16 protein-coding genes are annotated in these 17,105 nt (G+C 65.2%); 12 read left to right on the top strand and 4 right to left on the bottom strand.

The features are described from left to right. Nucleotide 1 precedes the first annotated feature (1 nt). From B6V76_RS15460 to B6V76_RS15450, 3 genes are read right to left on the bottom strand one after another with little or no spacing between them, the layout of a single operon-like run. Nucleotides 2-1,714: a monovalent cation/H+ antiporter subunit D gene (locus B6V76_RS15460; protein ID WP_088727948.1), complete on the bottom strand. Its 1,713-nt coding sequence runs from the start codon at nucleotides 1,712-1,714 to the stop codon at nucleotides 2-4. Beyond that, nucleotides 1,714-2,052, bottom strand: coding sequence for a Na+/H+ antiporter subunit C (locus B6V76_RS15455; RefSeq protein WP_075775819.1), 339 nt, complete (start codon nucleotides 2,050-2,052; stop codon nucleotides 1,714-1,716). Before B6V76_RS15455 ends, B6V76_RS15460 begins: the two co-directional genes overlap by 1 nt. After that, nucleotides 2,052-5,048 (bottom strand): monovalent cation/H+ antiporter subunit A, encoded by a 2,997-nt coding sequence (locus tag B6V76_RS15450; RefSeq protein WP_088725575.1) that lies wholly within the window; start codon nucleotides 5,046-5,048, stop codon nucleotides 2,052-2,054. Before B6V76_RS15450 ends, B6V76_RS15455 begins: the two co-directional genes overlap by 1 nt. 416 nt (nucleotides 5,049-5,464) lie before the next feature. Here B6V76_RS15450 and B6V76_RS15445 point away from each other — a divergent pair, with 416 nt between their 5' ends. Genes B6V76_RS15445 through B6V76_RS15430 form a run of 4 tightly spaced genes read left to right on the top strand, consistent with a single transcriptional unit; the run spans nucleotide 5,465 to nucleotide 10,334 of the window. After that, entirely contained in the window at nucleotides 5,465-7,117 is a 1,653-nt protein-coding gene (locus B6V76_RS15445; RefSeq protein WP_088720427.1) for a glucan biosynthesis protein G, read from the top strand. After that, nucleotides 7,114-7,326 (top strand): hypothetical protein, encoded by a 213-nt coding sequence (locus B6V76_RS15440; RefSeq protein WP_088727866.1) that lies wholly within the window; start codon nucleotides 7,114-7,116, stop codon nucleotides 7,324-7,326. Before B6V76_RS15445 ends, B6V76_RS15440 begins: the two co-directional genes overlap by 4 nt. A 1-nt stretch (nucleotide 7,327) precedes the next feature. Next, nucleotides 7,328-9,142, top strand: coding sequence for a glucans biosynthesis glucosyltransferase MdoH (gene mdoH / locus B6V76_RS15435; RefSeq protein WP_088727865.1), 1,815 nt, complete (start codon nucleotides 7,328-7,330; stop codon nucleotides 9,140-9,142). Continuing rightward, entirely contained in the window at nucleotides 9,135-10,334 is a 1,200-nt protein-coding gene (locus B6V76_RS15430) for an OpgC domain-containing protein (protein ID WP_088727864.1), read from the top strand. The genes mdoH and B6V76_RS15430 overlap by 8 nt, the downstream gene beginning before the upstream one ends. A gap of 1 nt (nucleotide 10,335) precedes the next feature. On the opposite strand, the gene B6V76_RS15425 is transcribed toward B6V76_RS15430, so the two are convergent. Continuing rightward, complete coding sequence (locus B6V76_RS15425; RefSeq protein WP_075775814.1) at nucleotides 10,336-11,232, bottom strand: LysR family transcriptional regulator; 897 nt, start codon at nucleotides 11,230-11,232, stop codon at nucleotides 10,336-10,338. Between the two features lie 123 nt (nucleotides 11,233-11,355). Between B6V76_RS15425 and B6V76_RS15420 the strand changes: the two genes are divergently transcribed. From B6V76_RS15420 to trmD, 8 genes are all read left to right on the top strand, one after another. Beyond that, entirely contained in the window at nucleotides 11,356-11,928 is a 573-nt protein-coding gene (locus B6V76_RS15420) for an NAD(P)H-dependent oxidoreductase (RefSeq protein ID WP_075775813.1), read from the top strand. A 206-nt stretch (nucleotides 11,929-12,134) separates the two neighbouring features. Further along, on the top strand, nucleotides 12,135-13,634 hold the full coding sequence (gene ffh / locus B6V76_RS15415) for a signal recognition particle protein (RefSeq protein ID WP_088727863.1): 1,500 nt from the start codon (nucleotides 12,135-12,137) through the stop codon (nucleotides 13,632-13,634). A gap of 5 nt (nucleotides 13,635-13,639) precedes the next feature. Then, nucleotides 13,640-14,182: a GNAT family N-acetyltransferase gene (locus B6V76_RS15410; protein ID WP_088725653.1), complete on the top strand. Its 543-nt coding sequence runs from the start codon at nucleotides 13,640-13,642 to the stop codon at nucleotides 14,180-14,182. Then, nucleotides 14,179-14,475: a chorismate mutase gene (locus B6V76_RS15405; protein ID WP_088727862.1), complete on the top strand. Its 297-nt coding sequence runs from the start codon at nucleotides 14,179-14,181 to the stop codon at nucleotides 14,473-14,475. The genes B6V76_RS15410 and B6V76_RS15405 overlap by 4 nt, the downstream gene beginning before the upstream one ends. A 45-nt stretch (nucleotides 14,476-14,520) precedes the next feature. Next, nucleotides 14,521-14,892: a 30S ribosomal protein S16 gene (gene rpsP / locus B6V76_RS15400; RefSeq protein WP_075775810.1), complete on the top strand. Its 372-nt coding sequence runs from the start codon at nucleotides 14,521-14,523 to the stop codon at nucleotides 14,890-14,892. An 83-nt stretch (nucleotides 14,893-14,975) separates the two neighbouring features. Next, nucleotides 14,976-15,482 carry a ribosome maturation factor RimM gene (gene rimM, locus B6V76_RS15395; RefSeq protein ID WP_075775809.1) on the top strand — a complete coding sequence of 169 codons (507 nt, stop codon included), beginning with the start codon at nucleotides 14,976-14,978 and terminating at the stop codon, nucleotides 15,480-15,482. 4 nt (nucleotides 15,483-15,486) lie between these two features. Continuing rightward, complete coding sequence (locus B6V76_RS15390; RefSeq protein ID WP_088727861.1) at nucleotides 15,487-16,302, top strand: hypothetical protein; 816 nt, start codon at nucleotides 15,487-15,489, stop codon at nucleotides 16,300-16,302. Next, nucleotides 16,295-17,104 (top strand): tRNA (guanosine(37)-N1)-methyltransferase TrmD, encoded by an 810-nt coding sequence (trmD, locus tag B6V76_RS15385; protein WP_088727860.1) that lies wholly within the window; start codon nucleotides 16,295-16,297, stop codon nucleotides 17,102-17,104. The genes B6V76_RS15390 and trmD overlap by 8 nt, the downstream gene beginning before the upstream one ends. Nucleotide 17,105 lies beyond the last annotated feature (1 nt).

Raw genomic sequence — 17,105 nt, 5'->3', positions numbered from 1 at the left:
CTCAATGCGCCGCGGCGGGGGCATCCTGCCCCGTCTCGGTGTGGGTGTCGGTCTGACCGGCCGGTTGACCGTCGGCAGCGTGCGGGTCCGCGACACCGGTGTCGCCACGATGCCCGTCCTCCGCCTGCATCTCCTCGCTCACCTCCATATGGCCATGCTCATGCGCGCCGACCTTCGCCGCCTCCTGCGCGCGTTCTTCGGCGCCCGCGAGAACCGCGTCGATATATTGCGACGGCGTGAAGAGTTGCGCGGCGGTGCCCTGCAGCCAGTTGCTCGCAGGTCCGGCCAGCACGGTCAGCGCCACGGAGCCCGCCAGCAGGATACCGGTCGCGGTGAAGGCGAGGCCCGGCGCGCTCGCATCCTTAGGCCCGGCCGGCAGCTCGTCCTCCTCGGCCTCGACGGCGTAGGAACGCCAGAACACCTGGCTACCCGCCCGGGCATAGCCCACGATGGCGATCAGCGAGGTCACGAGAACCGTGGCCCAGAGCGCCCATTGGCCGCGCGTCGCGTCGAGGATCATCAGCTTGCCAAGGAAGCCCGACAGCGGCGGCATCCCCGCCATCGCGATCGCGCCCACGAAGAACATCCCGGCCATCAGCCCGTGGTTCTTCATCAGAGGCGCATCGGTATAGCCGAGCCCCCAACGGCCGCGCCGCTCGCGCACGAGATCGGCGATCAGGAACATCGCCGCGGCCACCAACGTAGAGTGAACCATGTAGTAGAGACCGGCCGAGGTCGCCCCTTGGGTGAACTGCGCGAAGCCCAGCATCATCGTGCCGACCGAACCGATCACCGCATAGGCGACCGTGCGACCCAGATCGCGCGCCCCGAAAATACCGATCATCCCGATCGCCAGCGTCAGGAACGCGGCGGGCAGCAGGATGTCATGCGCAAGCGTGCCGGTGGTGCCGGTGATCGGAAAGATCAGCGTGTAGACGCGAACGATCGCGTAGGTGCCCACCTTGGTCATGATCGCGAACAACGCCGCCACCGGGCCGGGCGCGTTGGTATAGGTCGCGGGCAGCCAGAATTGCAGCGGCACCAGCGCCGCCTTGACCGCGAAGACCACCATCAGCAGCGCCGCGCCGACCTTGATCAGCGCCGTCTGCTCGACCGGCATCTGCGCGACCTTCACCGCGAGATCCGCCATGTTGAGCGTGCCCGCCGTCGCGTAGATCGTACCCAGCGCGAACAGGAACAGCGTCGAGCCCGCGAGGTTATAGACGACATATTGCACGCCCGATTTCAGCCGCGCGCGCCCGCCTCCATGGATCATCAGACCGTAGGAGGCAATCAGCAGAACCTCGAAGAAGACGAACAGGTTGAACGCGTCGCCCGTCAGGAAGGCACCGTTGATCCCCATCATCTGGAACTGCATCAGCGAGTGGAAATGCCAGCCGCGCTTGTCCCAGCCCGAGCCTATCGCATAGAGCACGATCACGAGGCCGAGGATCGAGGTCAGCAGCAGCATCAGCGCCGACAGCCGGTCGAGGACCAGCACGATGCCGTAGGGCGGCTCCCAGTTACCGAGGCGGTAGACCTCGGGCGGGTTCATCGAAGCCGAGGTCATGAGCACGATCGCCAGCACGACCAGCGCGGACATGCCGAGGATCGAGGCCACGCGCTGTGTGACCAGATCGTAGCGCATCCACAGCACGATCAGCGGTGCGAGCATCGCCGGGATCAGGACAGGCGCGATGATCCAATGTTCCATCATCGGCCGTCCTCCTCTTGCTCGAGGTCGATGCGGTCATTGCCCGCCTCGATGAAGGCGCCAAGCGCGAGCATAACGACCACCGCCGTCATCCCGAAGGAGATCACGATCGCGGTCAGCACCAGCGCCTGCGGGATCGGGTCGGTATAGGAAGTCACGCCCTCGCGCAGGATCGGCGGCTGGTTGATCACCAGACGACCGGTGGCGAACAGGAAGACGTTCACCGCGTAGGACAGCAGCGACATGCCCACCACCACGGGGAAGGTGCGCAGACGCAGGATCATGTAGATGCCGGCGGCGGTCAGCACGCCGATGGCCGATGCAACGAGCACTTCCATCAGTGATCGCCCCCGTGGTTCTTCTTGTTCTCGTGCACGATGTCACGTTCGTGCTGGGTGGCTTCGCGCGCGGCGCGGGCGGTCTTCCACCAACGGCGGGGCACTTTGGCGTCTGGTGGATATGGCCCGGCCGAGAGTGGCGCGAGCACGCGGGCTTCAGGTTTCTCGGCGGCGATATGCGCACCGTCCTCGCCGCCTTCCTCACCCATAGCGGCACGGCGTGCGAGGCGCGACAAACCGCCAAGCGCCAGCATCACCGAGCCCACGACGCCAAGGAAGACGCCAAGGTCGAAGCCCGCCGCCGTGGCCAGCTCAAACTTGTCGAGGCCGGGCAGTTTCACGTAGCCGAAATCGGAGGTCAGGAAGGGCATGTCGTTGAAGAAGGCCCCTGCCCCGGTGATCCCCGCGACCAGCACGCCGGACGCGATCAGCACGTGGTAATAGACCTTTTGGCGCGCCTGCGTCCACGCAAAGCCCGAGGCCATGTATTGCGTGACCAGCGCGATCGCGATCACCAGACCGGCGATGAAGCCACCACCGGGCGCGTTATGGCCGCGCAGGAAGATATACAGGCCCACGACCAGCGCGATCGGCATCATCACCCGCGTCACGATCAGCAGCATCAGCGGGTGCTTGTCGCCGCCGCGCGGCACGTCGGGCCGCCATGCGATCAGCTTGCGCGACGAGGCGCCCTGCAGCAGCGCCTCGGTCAGCGCGAAGATCACCAGCGCGGCGATGCCGAGCACCGTGATCTCGCCAAACGTATCGTAGCCACGGAAGTCCACGAGGATCACGTTCACCACGTTATCCCCGCCCGCGAGGTTATAGCTGTTGTCGAGCATGTAGCCGGACATCGTCGGGAAGGCGAAATCGCGGGTCAGCAGCGCGTAGATCAGTCCCGAAACCGCGACGCCCGCCACGACCGAGAGCACCACATCGAAGCTGATCTTCATCCGGCTCGACTCGATCGAGGTGATCTTCGGCAGGAAGTTCAGCGCCAGAAGCATCAGCACGGTCGTCACGACCTCCACCGAGATCTGCGTCAGCGCGAGATCGGGCGCGGACAGGAAGATGAAGGAGACCGAGACGGTCAGGCCGACGATCCCGATCAGCACCAGCGCGAGGATGCGGTTGTGATGGAAGGCGACGATGCACATCGTCGCGGTCAGCAACAGCAGCCACGAGGTTACCGCAGCTCCGTTCACCGGCGTCAGCGCCCGCGTCTGGGGGCCCAGCGTGCCGCTCGTGAAGGCGTAAAGACCGACGCCGACCGAGGTGATCGTGAACAGCATCAGGTAACGCGCCATCGCACCGTTATGCAGCGCCTGCGTGATCCAGCCCGCCAGACCCTGCGCGCGCGCAATCACCCAGTCGAACATCGCCTTGGCCTCGGGACGCGGCGTGGTGTCCCAGAGGCGCTGGAAGGGACGATGCGCAGCAAGCAACGCGATACCGCCGGCGACCGCGATGGCCGACATGATCAACGCCGGCGTGACGCCATGCCAGATCTTCAGCTCGTGCATGTGATAGCCGCCACCGACGACCGCATTGGTCGCCATCTGGACATAGCCGCCCGCCACCGCCATCGGAAACAGGCCGATCGCGATCACAAGAAAGGACAGGAAGGCAGGGCTGATCCACATGCCGAAAGGCGGATCATGCGGGGTCTTCGGCAGATCCTGCGGCGGCGGGCCGAAGAAGCCGTGGCTGATGAAGCGGAAGGCATAGGTGGCCGAGAACAGCGCCGCGACGGTCGCCAGAACCGGGATCAGCCAGACATTTTCGAGCCATTTGGTATGGGCGGCGGCTTCCAGCATCATCTCTTTCGACAAGAAGCCGTTGAACAGCGGAATCCCGGCCATGGACAGCGCGGCGATGGTCGCGATCACGAAGGTGATCGGCATCAGCTTGCGCAGCCCCGAGACGCGGGTCAGGTCGCGCGTGCCCGCCTCGTGATCGACGATGCCCGCCGACATGAAAAGCGCCGCCTTGAAGGTTGCGTGGTTGATGATGTGGAAGACGGCGGCCAGCGCACCGGCCTCGGTCCCCAGCCCCAGCATGAAGGTGATCAGACCAAGATGCGAGACGGTCGAGAAAGCCAGCAACGCCTTCATGTCATGTTTGAAGATCGCGATCTTGGCGGCGATCAGCATGGTGATCAGGCCCACGCTCGCCACGATGTAGAACCATTCCGGCGTGCCCGAGAGCACCGGCCACATCCGCGCCATCAGGAACAGCCCCGCCTTCACCATCGTCGCAGAATGTAGATAGGCCGAGACCGGCGTCGGCGCGGCCATCGCGTGCGGCAGCCAGAAATGGAACGGAAATTGCGCGGATTTGGTGAACGCACCGCCGAGGATCAGGAGCAGGGCCGGGATGTAATAGGGGCTCGCCTGAATCGCGTCCTTGTGCTTCAGGATCTCGGAGATGTCGTAGCTGCCCGCGATATTTCCGAGGATCAGCATCCCCGCGATCATCGAGAGCCCGCCCAAGCCGGTCACGGTCAGCGCCATGCGCGCGCCCTGACGGCCCGCGGGCAGGTGCTTCCAATAGCCGATGAGCAGGAAGGAGCTAAGCGAGGTCAGCTCCCAGAAGATCAGCAGCAGCAGGATGTTGTCGGACAGCACGATCCCCACCATCGCGCCCTGGAACAGAAGCAGGTAAGTGTAGAACTGGCCAACCGGGTCCCTGTTCGACAGGTAGAACCGCGCGTAGAGGATGATCAGCAACCCGATCCCGAGGATCAGTGTCGCGAAGAGCATCCCCAGACCGTCGATCCAGAAATTCACGTTCAGGCCCAGCCAAGGCAGCCAGTCGATCTTCGTCTCGACGACACCCCCCGCCATCACGGTCGGCAGGTTGAGCAACAACCCAAGCAGCGCAAGCCCCGTGAAAAGGGCCGAAACCGCTGCGGCATTGGTGCGTCCGGTGCGGATCAGGATCGACGGCATGGCTGCGCCCAGGAAGGGCAAAGCGGCGATCAGGGCAGGCGACATCTTCTCTCCGGTCCGTTCTCTGGCGGGCCTTGGGGCGATGGATGCGACCGCACTCTCCCCCCGCGCAAGCTTTACTTTACCTGCGCACAGGGGACATGGCTGTCAAGCTTCACGAAGACGTTTCCTGACCAGAATCGCAAGGCATTGTGCCGGTGCCGCCCGAATGCGACAGCGACCCGCCCGCGCGGCGCCCTTTGCAGGCGCAGCAATCTGCGGCGGAAATGTCGCGGAATCGGCGGGAAATTGCGCTTTTCGATGCATGGATGGGCGGTGTTATGCGAGAATCGCATGGCTCGGCCCTGTCCGCCCCAGCGGCCTCGCTTCGCCTCTTGCAGTTTTTCAAGTCATGTGGATATGCAAATTGCAGCACGGCCCTTGTGAGGCCGTGCGAAGCGACTGTAATCGCAGGGAAACAGATGTCTCATTCCCGCACTGTGCAAGTGCCCCGCCTTTCCCGCCGTCAGCTCCTCGCCGCCGGTTCCGCTTTTGGCGCGCTCGGCGCGACGGGAGGCTGGCCGAACCATGCGCTCGCGCAAGATAGCGCCGCCCCGGCCGAGCCCTCGACCGCCCCTGCCCCGGCTCCCGCCGCACCGCAGCAATCGCCGTTTTCCTTCGACGATCTCGCGGCGCGGATGCAGAAAGCCGCCAAGGGCGAAGCTGTCCCGCCGGAAACCAGCTCGGCCGATTTCCTGAGCAAGCTGGATTACGACAGCTACCGGATGATCCGCTTCGACCCGGACAAGTCGCGCTTCGAGAATATCGAGGACACGCGTTTCGAGTTGCAGGCCTTCCATCTGGGCTGGCTCTTCAAGGAGCCGGTGCATCTCTCCAGCGTCGAGAACGGGCAAGCGCGCCCGATGACCTTCTCGACCGACGATTTCATCTATCAAAGCAAAGCGCGCAAGATCGTCCCCGAACATGCCGATCTGCCGGGCATCGCGGGCTTCCGGCTGAATACGCCGATCAACCGCCCCGATGTCATGGACGAGTTGATCGCGTTTCAGGGCGCATCCTATTTCCGCGCGCTCGGGCGCGGCTCGGCCTACGGGCTCTCCGCGCGCGGGCTGGCGGTGAATACCGGCGTCTCGGTCGCCGAGGAATTCCCGCGCTTCACTCAGTTCTGGGTCGAGACGCCGACCTCGGGCGCGAACTCGATCACCGTCTTCGCAGAGATGCATTCGGCCTCGCTGACGGGGGCCTACAAGTTCGTCATCACGCCCGGCGAGGCGACCGCGGTCGACGTGACCGCACGCCTCTTCATCCGCGAGGATATCCAGCAGCTCGGCGTGGCGCCGTTGACCTCGATGTTCCTCTACGGACCGCGCAACCGGCACGATTTCGACGATTACCGCCCGCGCGTGCATGACAGCGACGGGCTGGCGATCGAGCAGGCCGATGGCGACAAGCTGTGGCGGCCGCTGCAGAATCCCGACACGCTCGCCTCCTCCTATTTCGCGGAGAGCGCGCCGAAAAGCTTCGGTCTCTATCAGCGCGAGCGCGAGTTCGATCACTATCAGGACGCTTCGGCCCGTTACGAGCGTCGCCCCTCGGTCCGCGTCACGCCGCAGGGCGACTGGGGCAAGGGCATGGTTCGCCTGGTCGAGATTCCCTCGAAACTCGAGGTGAACGACAATATCGTCGCGTTCTGGGTGCCCGAAGCTCCGGCAAAAGCAGGCGATGCGCTGGAATTCGCCTATCGCCTCGAATGGGGCGACCTTCCCCCCGATCCGAGCGATCAACGCGCCTATGTCGACCAGACATGGGCCGGAACCGGCGGCGTGTCGGGCGTCGAGAACACCAAGGGAACTCGGAAATTCGTCATTGATTTCAAAGGCGGAGAGATTTCGCGCCTCCCCGCATCGGCTGTCGACGAGATCAAGCCGGTCACCCACGCGAACAAGGGCAAGATCGTGACTCAAGCCCTGTCGAAGGTCGAGCAGGACAATGTCTGGCGTCTCGTTCTGGATATTTCCGCCGATGGCGAAGCGCCGGTGGAACTCTCTGCGACACTAGCCGGTTTTGGACGGAACCTATCCGAGACTTGGCTCTATCAGTGGACCAAAGCATGAAATCACACCTGAAGCTGCCGGCTGTGCCGGCGCTGTCCGACCAGCCGAGCGCCCTGCGCCGACTGTCCCCCGAAGACCTCGTTGAGGGGCCCGCCGCGCTGCCGGTCGCCCCGATGTCCATGCCTGCGCAACAGATCGAACCCGATCTTCGGCTGAGTACCCGGCTCGCCCGGATGCTGACCCGCCGCCCGGTCGGGGAAGGCACCTGACATGTCCGCGCTAGCGCGCCCCCGTGGCGCATTGCTGATCGGCCTGCGCGCTCTGGCGCTCGGGCTTGCAGCGCTTGCGGGCATCGGCGCCTTCGTACTGTTCATCCAGTTCGGGCAGGCCGATGGGCTGCAAACGCTCGACGTGGTGCGCGCGCTGCTGATCCTGATCTCGACGCTCTGGCTCGCCTGGGGCGCTGTGCAGGCACTGATCGGCCTCACTTCGCGTGCAGAACCACCGCCGCGGGTGGCCCCCCATGCGCGGATCCAAGGGCGCACGGTCGTGCTGGTGCCGGTCTATAACGAAGACCCGGTCTCCACCTTCTCGCGCGTGGCCGCGATGGATGCCTCGCTCGCCGCGACCGACGACGACGCGGAGGTCCATTTCGCGATCCTCTCGGACACCCGCAAGGACGACATCGCCCATCGCGAACTGCAGGTCTTCGCCCATCTCGTGGAAGAGCGCGACGCGCTTGGCCGGTTCTTCTATCGCCGCCGCACCAACAACGTGGGCAAGAAGGCGGGCAATATCGAGGATTTCATTACCCGTTCCGGCGCGGCCTATGATTTCGCGCTGATCCTCGATGCCGACAGCCTGATGGAAGGCGAGACGATCCTGCAGATGATCCGTCGGATCGAGGCCGAGCCCCGCCTTGGCCTGCTGCAGACCCTGCCGAAAGTCGTGCGGGGGCGCTCACGCTTCGCTCGGGCGATGCAATTCTCGGCCAGCTTCTTCTCACCCGTCTTCGCGCGTGGCCTGGCGATGCTGCAGGGCAAGACCGGCCCGTTCTGGGGCCACAACGCCATCGTGCGCACCCGCGCTTTCGCCGAAAGCTGCGGCCTGCCCGCGCTGAGGGGGCAACCGCCCTTCGGCGGGCATGTGATGAGCCACGACTATGTCGAGGCGGCACTTCTGGCGCGCAACGGCTGGCTTGTACGGCTCGACGACGATCTGGAGGGCTCCTTCGAGGAAGGCCCCGAAAACATCGTCGACCACGCCAAGCGCGACCGCCGCTGGTGTCAGGGCAACCTGCAACATGCGCGCATCATCGGCGCGCCGGGGCTGCGTGGCTGGTCGCGGTTCGTCTTTGCGCAGGGCATCATGGCCTATATCGCGCCGCTGTTCTGGCTGGGCTTTCTCGTGGCCTCCATCGCGGCACCGCTGTTCGTGCCGCCGCCGGATTACTTCCCCGAGCCCTATTGGCCCTTCCCCTATTTCCCGCCGTCGGAGGCCTCGAAGGCGATCGGCCTCGCCATCGGCATCTTCGGCCTGCTGCTGGTGCCGAAACTGTTGATCGCCGCGCGCGCCGCGATGAACGGCACGGCGCGCGGCTTCGGCGGCGGCAACCTCGCCTTCGCCTCGACGCTGAGCGAGTTGTTCTTCTCCTCGCTCACGGCCCCGGTGCTGCTGGCCTTCGCCACGCGCTCGGTCTTTCAGGTACTGTTCGGTGCGGATGGAGGCTGGCCCACCAACAACCGCGGCGACGGACGGCTGAGCGTGGCCGACGGGTTCAACGCGGCGTGGTGGATCGTCGCGATCGGTGCTGCGGGCCTCGCCGTCACGTGGTGGCTCGCGCCCGGCCTGCTGTTCTGGCTGCTGCCGGTCGGTCTGCCGATGATCGCCGCGCCGTGGCTGATTTCGTGGTCGTCGCAACCCTCGGCCTCGCAGCTGATGCTGGTGCCTAGCGAGATCGACACGCCGCGCATCCTGCGTCTGCACGACGCGATCTTCACCCGCTGGGAAAACGCTTTCCCGGCCCCCGAGGGCGACCGCGCCGGTTTCGCGGACGCCCCTCACCGGAGCCCCGCACATGCGTAACATCGCGCTGATGAAACCCGGGCGCGACCTGCGGATCGACCTGTTCCGCGGCCTCGCGCTGGTGATGATCTATATCGATCACATCCCGGGCAATCTCTACGAGAACTTCACCTCCCGCAATCTGGGCTTCTCGGATGCGGCGGAGGGTTTCGTCTTCATGTCCGGCCTTGCCGCCGCGCTGGCTTACGGTCCGGCGCTGGCCAAGGGGCTGAGCTGGGAAGGCACGTCGCGGCTCTGGGGCCGGGCGTGGCTCCTCTATCTCGTGCATATCCTGACCGCCGTCTGGGCGATCGCCATCGTCTCGGCCGCCGTGCAGTTCTGGGGCAACGAGGCGATGCTGTCCAAGAACGCGATGAAGATCTACGGCACCGACCCGTTTGGCTTCCTGATCGGGATCGCGACGCTGGGTCACCAGCTCGGCTATGTGAACATCCTGCCGATGTATATGGCGCTTCTCTTGATGGCGCCCGCGCTGATCCGGATCGGTCAGCGCAGCAAATTGGCGCTGCTGGCGACCTCGGTCGGGCTTTGGGCGGCGACGGGGCTGTTCCGGCTGAACCTGCCGAACTACCCGATGGAAGGCGGCTGGTTCTTCAACCCGCTGGCGTGGCAACTGGTGTTCAGCCTCGGCATCCTGACGGGCCTTTCGCTGCGCCAAGGCAAGCGGCTCGTGCCTGTGAAAGGCTGGATCATCGCGCTTGCGGCGGGCTGGCTGGCACTGACCTTCGTGTGGATTCACAACGACTGGATGCTTAAGAATTTTGGCCACGCGGTCTGGCAGTTGCGCCAGTGGAACGTGCCCTTCTTCATCGCGGGCTTCGACAAGACATTCGTGTCGCTGCCGCGCCTGTCGCACCTGCTGGCGCTCGCCTACATCCTGTCGCTGCCGGGGATCGTCCCGCGCATCGCCGAGGCGCGCGTGCTGGAGCCGATCCGGATGCTGGGCCGCCACTCGCTGCCGATCTTCGCGCTCGGCACGGTGCTGGCGATCGCGGGCCAGACGGTGAAGCAGGTACATCCGGGCGGGATCTGGCAGGACAGCATTCTGATCTTCGGCGGGCTCGCGCTGCAATTCGCCTTTGCCTACGGGCGCGACAATTTCGGCGCGAAGGCTGTGGCCCGGCGCCGGAAGGCCCGCGACGAGACAGAGCCTGCGCCCGCTCCGGTCCGGCGGCTGCACGCCGCAGAATAGCTCAGTTCAGGATCAGACCGTCCGAGCGCGCCGCCTGTTCCTTGATCGCCTTCACGGCGGCCTGAACCTTCGGCGTCCGGTGCAGATCGACATGGGTCACCAGCCACAGGTTGGTGTCCCAGGTATCATAGGGCTTCACCACCTCTTCGAGCGTCGGATCGGCGCGACCCATCGGCACGGTCAGGAAGCCCAAGCCCAGACCCGCCTTGATCGCATCGACCTGGCTCTCGTGCTCATTCGCGCGGAACACGACCTGCTCGTCGGGGACGTTGTCGCGCAGCCAGCGGTAGAACGGCGCGCGGCTGTCGCGGTTGTCGTTCGACACGAAGCGATGCTTTGCGAGTTCTTCCTTCGAGCGCGGAATCCCGAAGCGCTCGACATAGGCGTGGCTCGCATAGAGCGCATTCTGCATCCGGCCCAGCGACTGCACGACGTTGTCGGGCTCGGTCGGGCGGTTGCCGGCGCGGATCGCGACATGCGCCTCGCCATATTCCAGCCGGAACACGCGCTGATCGGTCAGATAGCGCAGCCGCAGCCCGGGATATTCGCCCAGAAGCTTTTCCATCGCGGGCAGCACCAGCACCGAAACCGCGGTCAGCGACGTCACGATCAGCTCGCCCGTGACTTCGTCGCCCGCGCCCGCGATCCGGGCAGCGAGTTGGCTGAACTGGTCCTCGGTCGCCTGCCCCACGGAGAGCAGTTGCTGCCCCGCTTCGGTCGGCGTGTAGCCGCGCGGATGGCGCTGGAACAGCTTCGTGCCCAGCTTGTCTTCCAACGCGTCGACATGGCGGATCACCGTCGCGTGGTGAACGCCCAAAACCTCCGCTGCACCCGAAACGGTGCCGATCCGCGCCACGTGAAACGCGGTACGGATTTCATCCCAACTGTCAAAGCTCATGCTGTGCGCCCGTGAACATAATCTGCTCGATCATGCCCGTTGCGTTCTGGATTGCAAGGGACAAGTAAGGCGCAGAACGAAAATCACGACCCCACATCGAACACGTTTTACGGAGTCCTCCCCATGACCAAGACCCTTCGTATCGACAGCTCCATCAAAGGCGACGCGTCGATCTCCAAACGCCTCACGGACAAGATCGTCGAGCGGATCGGCGGCGACGTCACCGCCCGCGACGCGACCGCCATTCCCGCCATCGACGGTGCATGGATCGGCGCAGCCTATACCCCGGCCGACCAGCGCAGCGACGAGCAGAAAGAACTGCTCGCCCTGTCCGACGAGCTGATCGCCGAACTCAAGGCCGCCGACACGATCGTCATTGGCTGCGGCGTCTACAATTTCGGCGTCACCGGCCCGCTCAAGCACTGGATCGACATGGTCTGCCGCGTGGGCGAGACCTTCCGCTACACCGATGCCGGCCCCGAAGGCCTCGCCGGCCCGAAGCGCGTCATCATCGCCTACTCCTCGGGCGGCGTGCCGCAGGGCTCCGCCTTCGATTTCGCGACGCCCTACATCAAGCAGGTTCTGGGCTTCATCGGCATCACCGACGTGACCGTGGTCGCAGCCGAAGGCGTGAACCTCGACGAGGCGGCGGCGATCGCCAAGGCAGAGACCCAGATCATCGAGCTGGCAGCCTGATCCCCCAGCCTGCAAAGACGTTCCCTACCTCCCCCGAATGGCCCCGTGGTTGACTCCGCGGGGCCTTTGTCATAGTTCACGCGAGATTTCCCCGGAGGACGAATCCCTCCGGTCCCGGCATGAGGTCGGGATCGCCACCAGTCAGCGCGTTGCGCCCACTGGTGCGCTTGTCGTTTGTCCCGGCCCCAATCACAGGAGGGTGGCCCATGTTCGAAAGTCTATCCGAGCGCCTAGGCGGCGTCTTCGACCGGCTGACCAAACAAGGTGCGCTTTCCGCCGATGACGTGAAAACGGCCATGCGCGAAGTGCGCGTCGCGCTTCTCGAAGCTGACGTTTCTCTGCCGGTCGCCCGTCAGTTCATCAAATCGGTCGAGGGCAAGGCCACCGGCGCCGCGGTCACCAAATCGGTCACGCCGGGCCAGCAGGTCGTCAAGATCGTTCATGACGAGCTGATCAAGATGCTCGCGGGCGAAGAGCCCGCCGATGCGCTGAAGATCGACAACCCGCCCGCGCCGATCCTGATGGTCGGTCTGCAGGGCTCTGGTAAGACCACCACCACCGCCAAGCTCGCCAAGCGTCTCAAGGACCGCGAGCACAAGCGCGTGCTGATGGCGTCGCTCGACACCAACCGCCCGGCGGCAATGGAGCAGCTGCAGATCCTCGGCACCCAGATCGGTGTCGACACGCTGCCGATCGTGAAGGGCGAAAGCGCCGTGCAGATCGCCAAGCGCGCCAAGCAGCAAGCGACGCTCGGCGGCTATGACGTCTACATGCTCGACACGGCGGGCCGTCTGCATATCGACGAAGTGCTGATGGACGAGGTTCAGGCGGTGCGCGATGTCGCAAACCCGCGTGAGACGCTCCTCGTCGTCGATGGCCTGACCGGTCAGGATGCCGTGAACGTCGCGACCGAGTTCGACGAGAAGGTCGGCGTCTCGGGCGTCGTGCTGACCCGGATGGACGGCGACGGTCGTGGTGGTGCGGCGCTCTCGATGCGCGCGGTCACCGGCAAGCCGATCCGCTTCGTGGGTCTGGGCGAGAAAATGGACGCGCTCGAGACCTTCGAGGCCGAGCGTATCGCGGGCCGCATCCTCGGCATGGGCGACATCGTCGCCCTCGTGGAGCGCGCGCAGGAAACGCTGGAACAGGAACAGGCGGAGCGCATGGCCAAGCGCTTCCAGAAGGGCCTGTTCAACATGAACGACATGAAGAACCAGCTTGAGCAGATGATCAAGATGGGCGGGATGCAGGGCGTCATGGGCATGATGCCGGGCATGTCGAAATACGCCAAGCAGGCGGAAGACGCCGGGCTGAATGACAAGACGATCAGCCACCAGATCGCGCTCATCAACTCGATGACCAAGAAGGAGCGCGCCAACCCGCAGATCCTTCAGGCGAGCCGCAAGAAGAGGATCGCGGCGGGCGCGGGCCTCGAAGTGTCCGATCTCAACAAGCTGCTGAAGATGCATCGACAGATGTCCGACTCGATGAAGAAGCTCTCGAAGATGGGCAAGGGCGGCATGATGAAACAGGCGATGAAGATGATGGGCGGCAAAGGCGGCGGCGCGCCGGATCTGGCAAACATGAATCCGTCCGAGGTCGAAGCCGCCGCCAAGGCGATGGGCGGCAAGATGCCAAAGGGCGGCATGCCCGGTCTGGGCGGCGCGTTGCCGCCGGGCCTGTCGGGCTTCGGCAAGAAGAAGTGATCGAGATGACCGTCGCGCTGTCCTCCACGCCTGTTCTCGAGACCGAGCGTCTCGTGCTCCGCGCCCCGAAGGCTGCGGATTGGGCGGCATGGCGCGATTTCTACATGTCCGAGCGCAGCCACTGGTTTCGTCCGGTGAAAGAGCCGACCCCCGAAGCCGCATGGCGCAGCTTCGCGGCGATCGCCGGCCATTGGGTCCTGCGCGGCTGGGGCATGTTCGTGATGACCGAGCGCGGCTCGGATCAGGGTTTCGGGGCGCTCGGCCCCTGGATGCCAGAGAGCTGGCCCGAGGCCGAGATCGCTTGGTCGGTCTGGTCGCAGGAGGCCGAGGGCAAGGGCTACGTGGCCGAGGCTGCGCGCGCGGTGATCGCTCATGCGTTCCGCGACCTGAAATGGTCCACCGCTGTCAGCTATATCGACCCGAACAACACCCGTTCGACCGCGCTGGCCGAGCGTCTGGGCGCGCGCCCCGACCCGCAGGCCGCCTATCCCGGGGAGCCGCCGATCGTCGTCTGGCGCCACCCCGCCCCGAAGGAGGCCGCCGCATGAGAGATGCAACCACCCGTGCCGCTGAGTTGCTGAAAGAACATCGCGACAGCATCGACCGCCTCGATGCGGTGATGATCTACACGCTTGCCGAACGCTTTGCCCAGACGCAGGCCGTCGGCAAGCTGAAGGCAGAGCACGACCTTCCGCCCTCCGATCCCGATCGGGAGGCCAAGCAGATCGCCCGGCTCGAAAAGCTGGCGAGCGATTCCGGGCTCGACCCGGAATTCGCGAAGAAGTTCCTCAATTTCGTGATTTCGGAAGTGATCCGGCATCACGAGAAATTCCAGAAATGACGGGCCATCAGGCCCATCACCAGCCATCCAAAGGAGACAACTGACATGGCTATGAAAATCCGCCTCGCCCGTGGGGGCTCCAAGAAGCGTCCGTTCTATTCGATCGTCGCTACCGACTCGCGCATGCCGCGTGACGGCCGCTTCCTCGAGAAGCTGGGCACCTACAACCCGCTGCTCCCGAAGGACAGCGAAGACCGCGTAAAAATGAACATCGAGCGCGTGAAGTACTGGCTCGATCAGGGCGCACAGCCGACCGACCGCATCGCGCGCTTCCTCGAAGCCGCTGGCGAGCGCAGCAAGGCGACCCGCGCCAACATGAAGAAAGCCGTTCCCGGCAAGAAAGCCCAGGAGCGCGCCGAACAGCGTGCCGCCAAGGCCGCCGAGGCGAACGCCGAAGAAGCACCCGCCGAAGAATAATCGGCAGCTATGGATGGCTGGTGGGCCGGGCGCGATATGTGCCCGGCCCCTGCCCCATCCGATCTAGCACAGAGGATCGCATCATGACCCAACCCGAACGCGTCTGCGTGGGTGCCATTGCCGGAGCTTTCGGCGTGCAGGGCGAAGTGCGCCTCAAGAGTTTCTGCGCCGAACCCGAGGATATCGCAGGCTATGCCCCGCTTTATACCGAAGACGGCGCACGCCAGTTCGACGTGACGCTGACGCGGGGACTGAAGAACGGGCTTGGCGCACGGCTGTCGGGCGTGGCCACGAAGGAAGAGGCCGATGCGCTGCGGGGCACGACCCTCTGGGCCGACCGCGACAAGCTGCCCTCGCTTCCTGACGACGAATTCTATCATGCCGACCTGATCGGGCTGACGGTGGTGGACACCGGCGGCGCCAAGATCGGCACCGTGCGCGCGGTCCACAATCACGGCGCGGGTGACATTCTCGAAATCTACGCGCCCGGGCGCAAACAGGCGCTGCTACTGCCCTTCACCAAGGCCATCGTGCCGACCGTGGATCTCGCCGCGCAGCGTATCGTCGTCGATCCGCCCGAGGATCTGTAATCGGATGCGTGTGATCGTCCATCCGGGCTTTCACAAGACCGGCACCTCCACGATCCAGACCGGACTGCGCGAAGTCAGCGCCCATCTGCCCGATTGGGTAATTGCGCAGCGCGAAGACATTCCCGACGCGGCCGCCGCCGCCCGTGCCTATTCGCTGACGCAGGACCCGTTCGAGTTGGGGCTCTATCAGGCCGCGCTCGCCAGTTGGGCCGATGCCCTCCCCGAAGACACCAGGCAAGCCGTGATCTCGATCGAAGGGCTCGCAGGCCACATGCCGGGGCGCGATGGCGTGCTGGACTATTCCGCAACGCCAGCCCTGATGGGCGCGCTGGCCGAGATGTTCCGCGCGAAATACGAAGACGCGTTGGAGTTGCAGCTGTTTCTGACCACCCGCGAGAAGACCGCATGGATCGACAGCCTGCATTGGCAGCACGTGCGCAGCGGCATGCTGACGGACTCGCTCGACACCTTCCGCACCCGACTGTCGGGCTTCGATCTCGCCCCTGTTCTGCGTGAGATCGTAAGCGCCGTGGCACCTTTCCCGGTGAACTGGGTCATGCTCGACGAAGCCCGCGATAATCCTCACGGCCCGCTGACGCCGCTTCTTGATCTGATGGGCGTGCCCCCCGAAATTCGCGCGTCGCTTGGCGTCGGGACCACGGCCAACGCGCGCCCGCGGCGGGTGGATCGGGCGGCGCTGGCCGACCAACTCGCCGCGATCAACGCCGAAGGGTTGCCGCGCGATGCCACAAAAGAGAAAAAGCGCGCCATATTGCGAGCGGCATGGCGCGAAGAGGCAGAGGCGAAATCCGATGAGTGACGACAAACCCAAGCTCGCGACCAAGTCGCATGGCCGCCTGACGATCTCGCCGACGCGCAAGCCCAGCTCGCTGATGGACGAGCCGCTGCGGCTGAAAGGCGCGTGGACCGCGAAGATCGTCACGCTCTTCCCCGAAGCCTTCCCCGGCACGCTGGGTCTGAGCCTTCTGGGCCGCGCCCGCGATCTGGGTCTCTGGGCGCTTGAGACGATCGACCTACGCCCCTTCGGCATCGGCAAGCACCGCAACGTCGACGACACGCCCGCCGGCGGCGGCGCTGGGATGGTGCTGCGCGCCGATGTGGTGGGCGAGGCGCTCAAGCAGGCCGCCCGCGGCACGCCGCCCGACCGCGCGCGCTGGCCGGTCGTCTATCTCTCGCCGCGCGGCAAGCCGCTGACGCAGGAGATGGCGCGCCGCTTCGCAGAGGCCGACGGCATGACGCTTCTCTGCGGTCGCTTCGAGGGCGTGGACGAGCGCGTGCTTGAACATTTCGGCGTCGAGGAAGTCTCGATCGGCGATTTCGTCCTGACGGGTGGCGAGGTGGCCGCCCAAGTGCTGATCGACGCCACCGTGCGGCTGCTGCCGGGCGTTCTGGGCAATGCCGAGAGCGCGGTGGAGGAAAGCCATTCCAGCGGATTGCTGGAGCACCCCCAATACACCCGCCCCGCCGAATGGGAAGGCCGCTCGATCCCCGAAGTGCTGACCTCGGGCAACCACAAGAAGATCGAAGACTGGCGCCGCGAAATGAGCGAGAAACTCACGCAGGAACGACGGCCGGATTTGTGGGAGAAGCGTGGGGAGTGAG

Origin of the sequence: Thioclava sp. IC9, from assembly GCF_002213225.1 — a bacterium.
Taxonomy (GTDB): Bacteria; Pseudomonadota; Alphaproteobacteria; order Rhodobacterales; family Rhodobacteraceae; genus Thioclava; species Thioclava nitratireducens.
Note: the sequence above shows the minus strand (reverse complement) of the source record. Positions and strands in the feature narration are given on the sequence as shown.

What these genes read in the sequence shown, in the direction of transcription:
- B6V76_RS15460 (WP_088727948.1), bottom strand. Translation starts at nt 1,714, where the DNA reads ATGGAACATTGGATCATCGCGCCTGTCCTGATCCCGGCGATGCTCGCA.
- B6V76_RS15455 (WP_075775819.1), bottom strand. Translation starts at nt 2,052, where the DNA reads ATGGAAGTGCTCGTTGCATCGGCCATCGGCGTGCTGACCGCCGCCGGC.
- B6V76_RS15450 (WP_088725575.1), bottom strand. Translation starts at nt 5,048, where the DNA reads ATGTCGCCTGCCCTGATCGCCGCTTTGCCCTTCCTGGGCGCAGCCATG.
- B6V76_RS15445 (WP_088720427.1), top strand. Translation starts at nt 5,465, where the DNA reads ATGTCTCATTCCCGCACTGTGCAAGTGCCCCGCCTTTCCCGCCGTCAG.
- B6V76_RS15440 (WP_088727866.1), top strand. Translation starts at nt 7,114, where the DNA reads ATGAAATCACACCTGAAGCTGCCGGCTGTGCCGGCGCTGTCCGACCAG.
- mdoH (WP_088727865.1), top strand. Translation starts at nt 7,328, where the DNA reads ATGTCCGCGCTAGCGCGCCCCCGTGGCGCATTGCTGATCGGCCTGCGC.
- B6V76_RS15430 (WP_088727864.1), top strand. Translation starts at nt 9,135, where the DNA reads ATGCGTAACATCGCGCTGATGAAACCCGGGCGCGACCTGCGGATCGAC.
- B6V76_RS15425 (WP_075775814.1), bottom strand. Translation starts at nt 11,232, where the DNA reads ATGAGCTTTGACAGTTGGGATGAAATCCGTACCGCGTTTCACGTGGCG.
- B6V76_RS15420 (WP_075775813.1), top strand. Translation starts at nt 11,356, where the DNA reads ATGACCAAGACCCTTCGTATCGACAGCTCCATCAAAGGCGACGCGTCG.
- ffh (WP_088727863.1), top strand. Translation starts at nt 12,135, where the DNA reads ATGTTCGAAAGTCTATCCGAGCGCCTAGGCGGCGTCTTCGACCGGCTG.
- B6V76_RS15410 (WP_088725653.1), top strand. Translation starts at nt 13,640, where the DNA reads ATGACCGTCGCGCTGTCCTCCACGCCTGTTCTCGAGACCGAGCGTCTC.
- B6V76_RS15405 (WP_088727862.1), top strand. Translation starts at nt 14,179, where the DNA reads ATGAGAGATGCAACCACCCGTGCCGCTGAGTTGCTGAAAGAACATCGC.
- rpsP (WP_075775810.1), top strand. Translation starts at nt 14,521, where the DNA reads ATGGCTATGAAAATCCGCCTCGCCCGTGGGGGCTCCAAGAAGCGTCCG.
- rimM (WP_075775809.1), top strand. Translation starts at nt 14,976, where the DNA reads ATGACCCAACCCGAACGCGTCTGCGTGGGTGCCATTGCCGGAGCTTTC.
- B6V76_RS15390 (WP_088727861.1), top strand. Translation starts at nt 15,487, where the DNA reads ATGCGTGTGATCGTCCATCCGGGCTTTCACAAGACCGGCACCTCCACG.
- trmD (WP_088727860.1), top strand. Translation starts at nt 16,295, where the DNA reads ATGAGTGACGACAAACCCAAGCTCGCGACCAAGTCGCATGGCCGCCTG.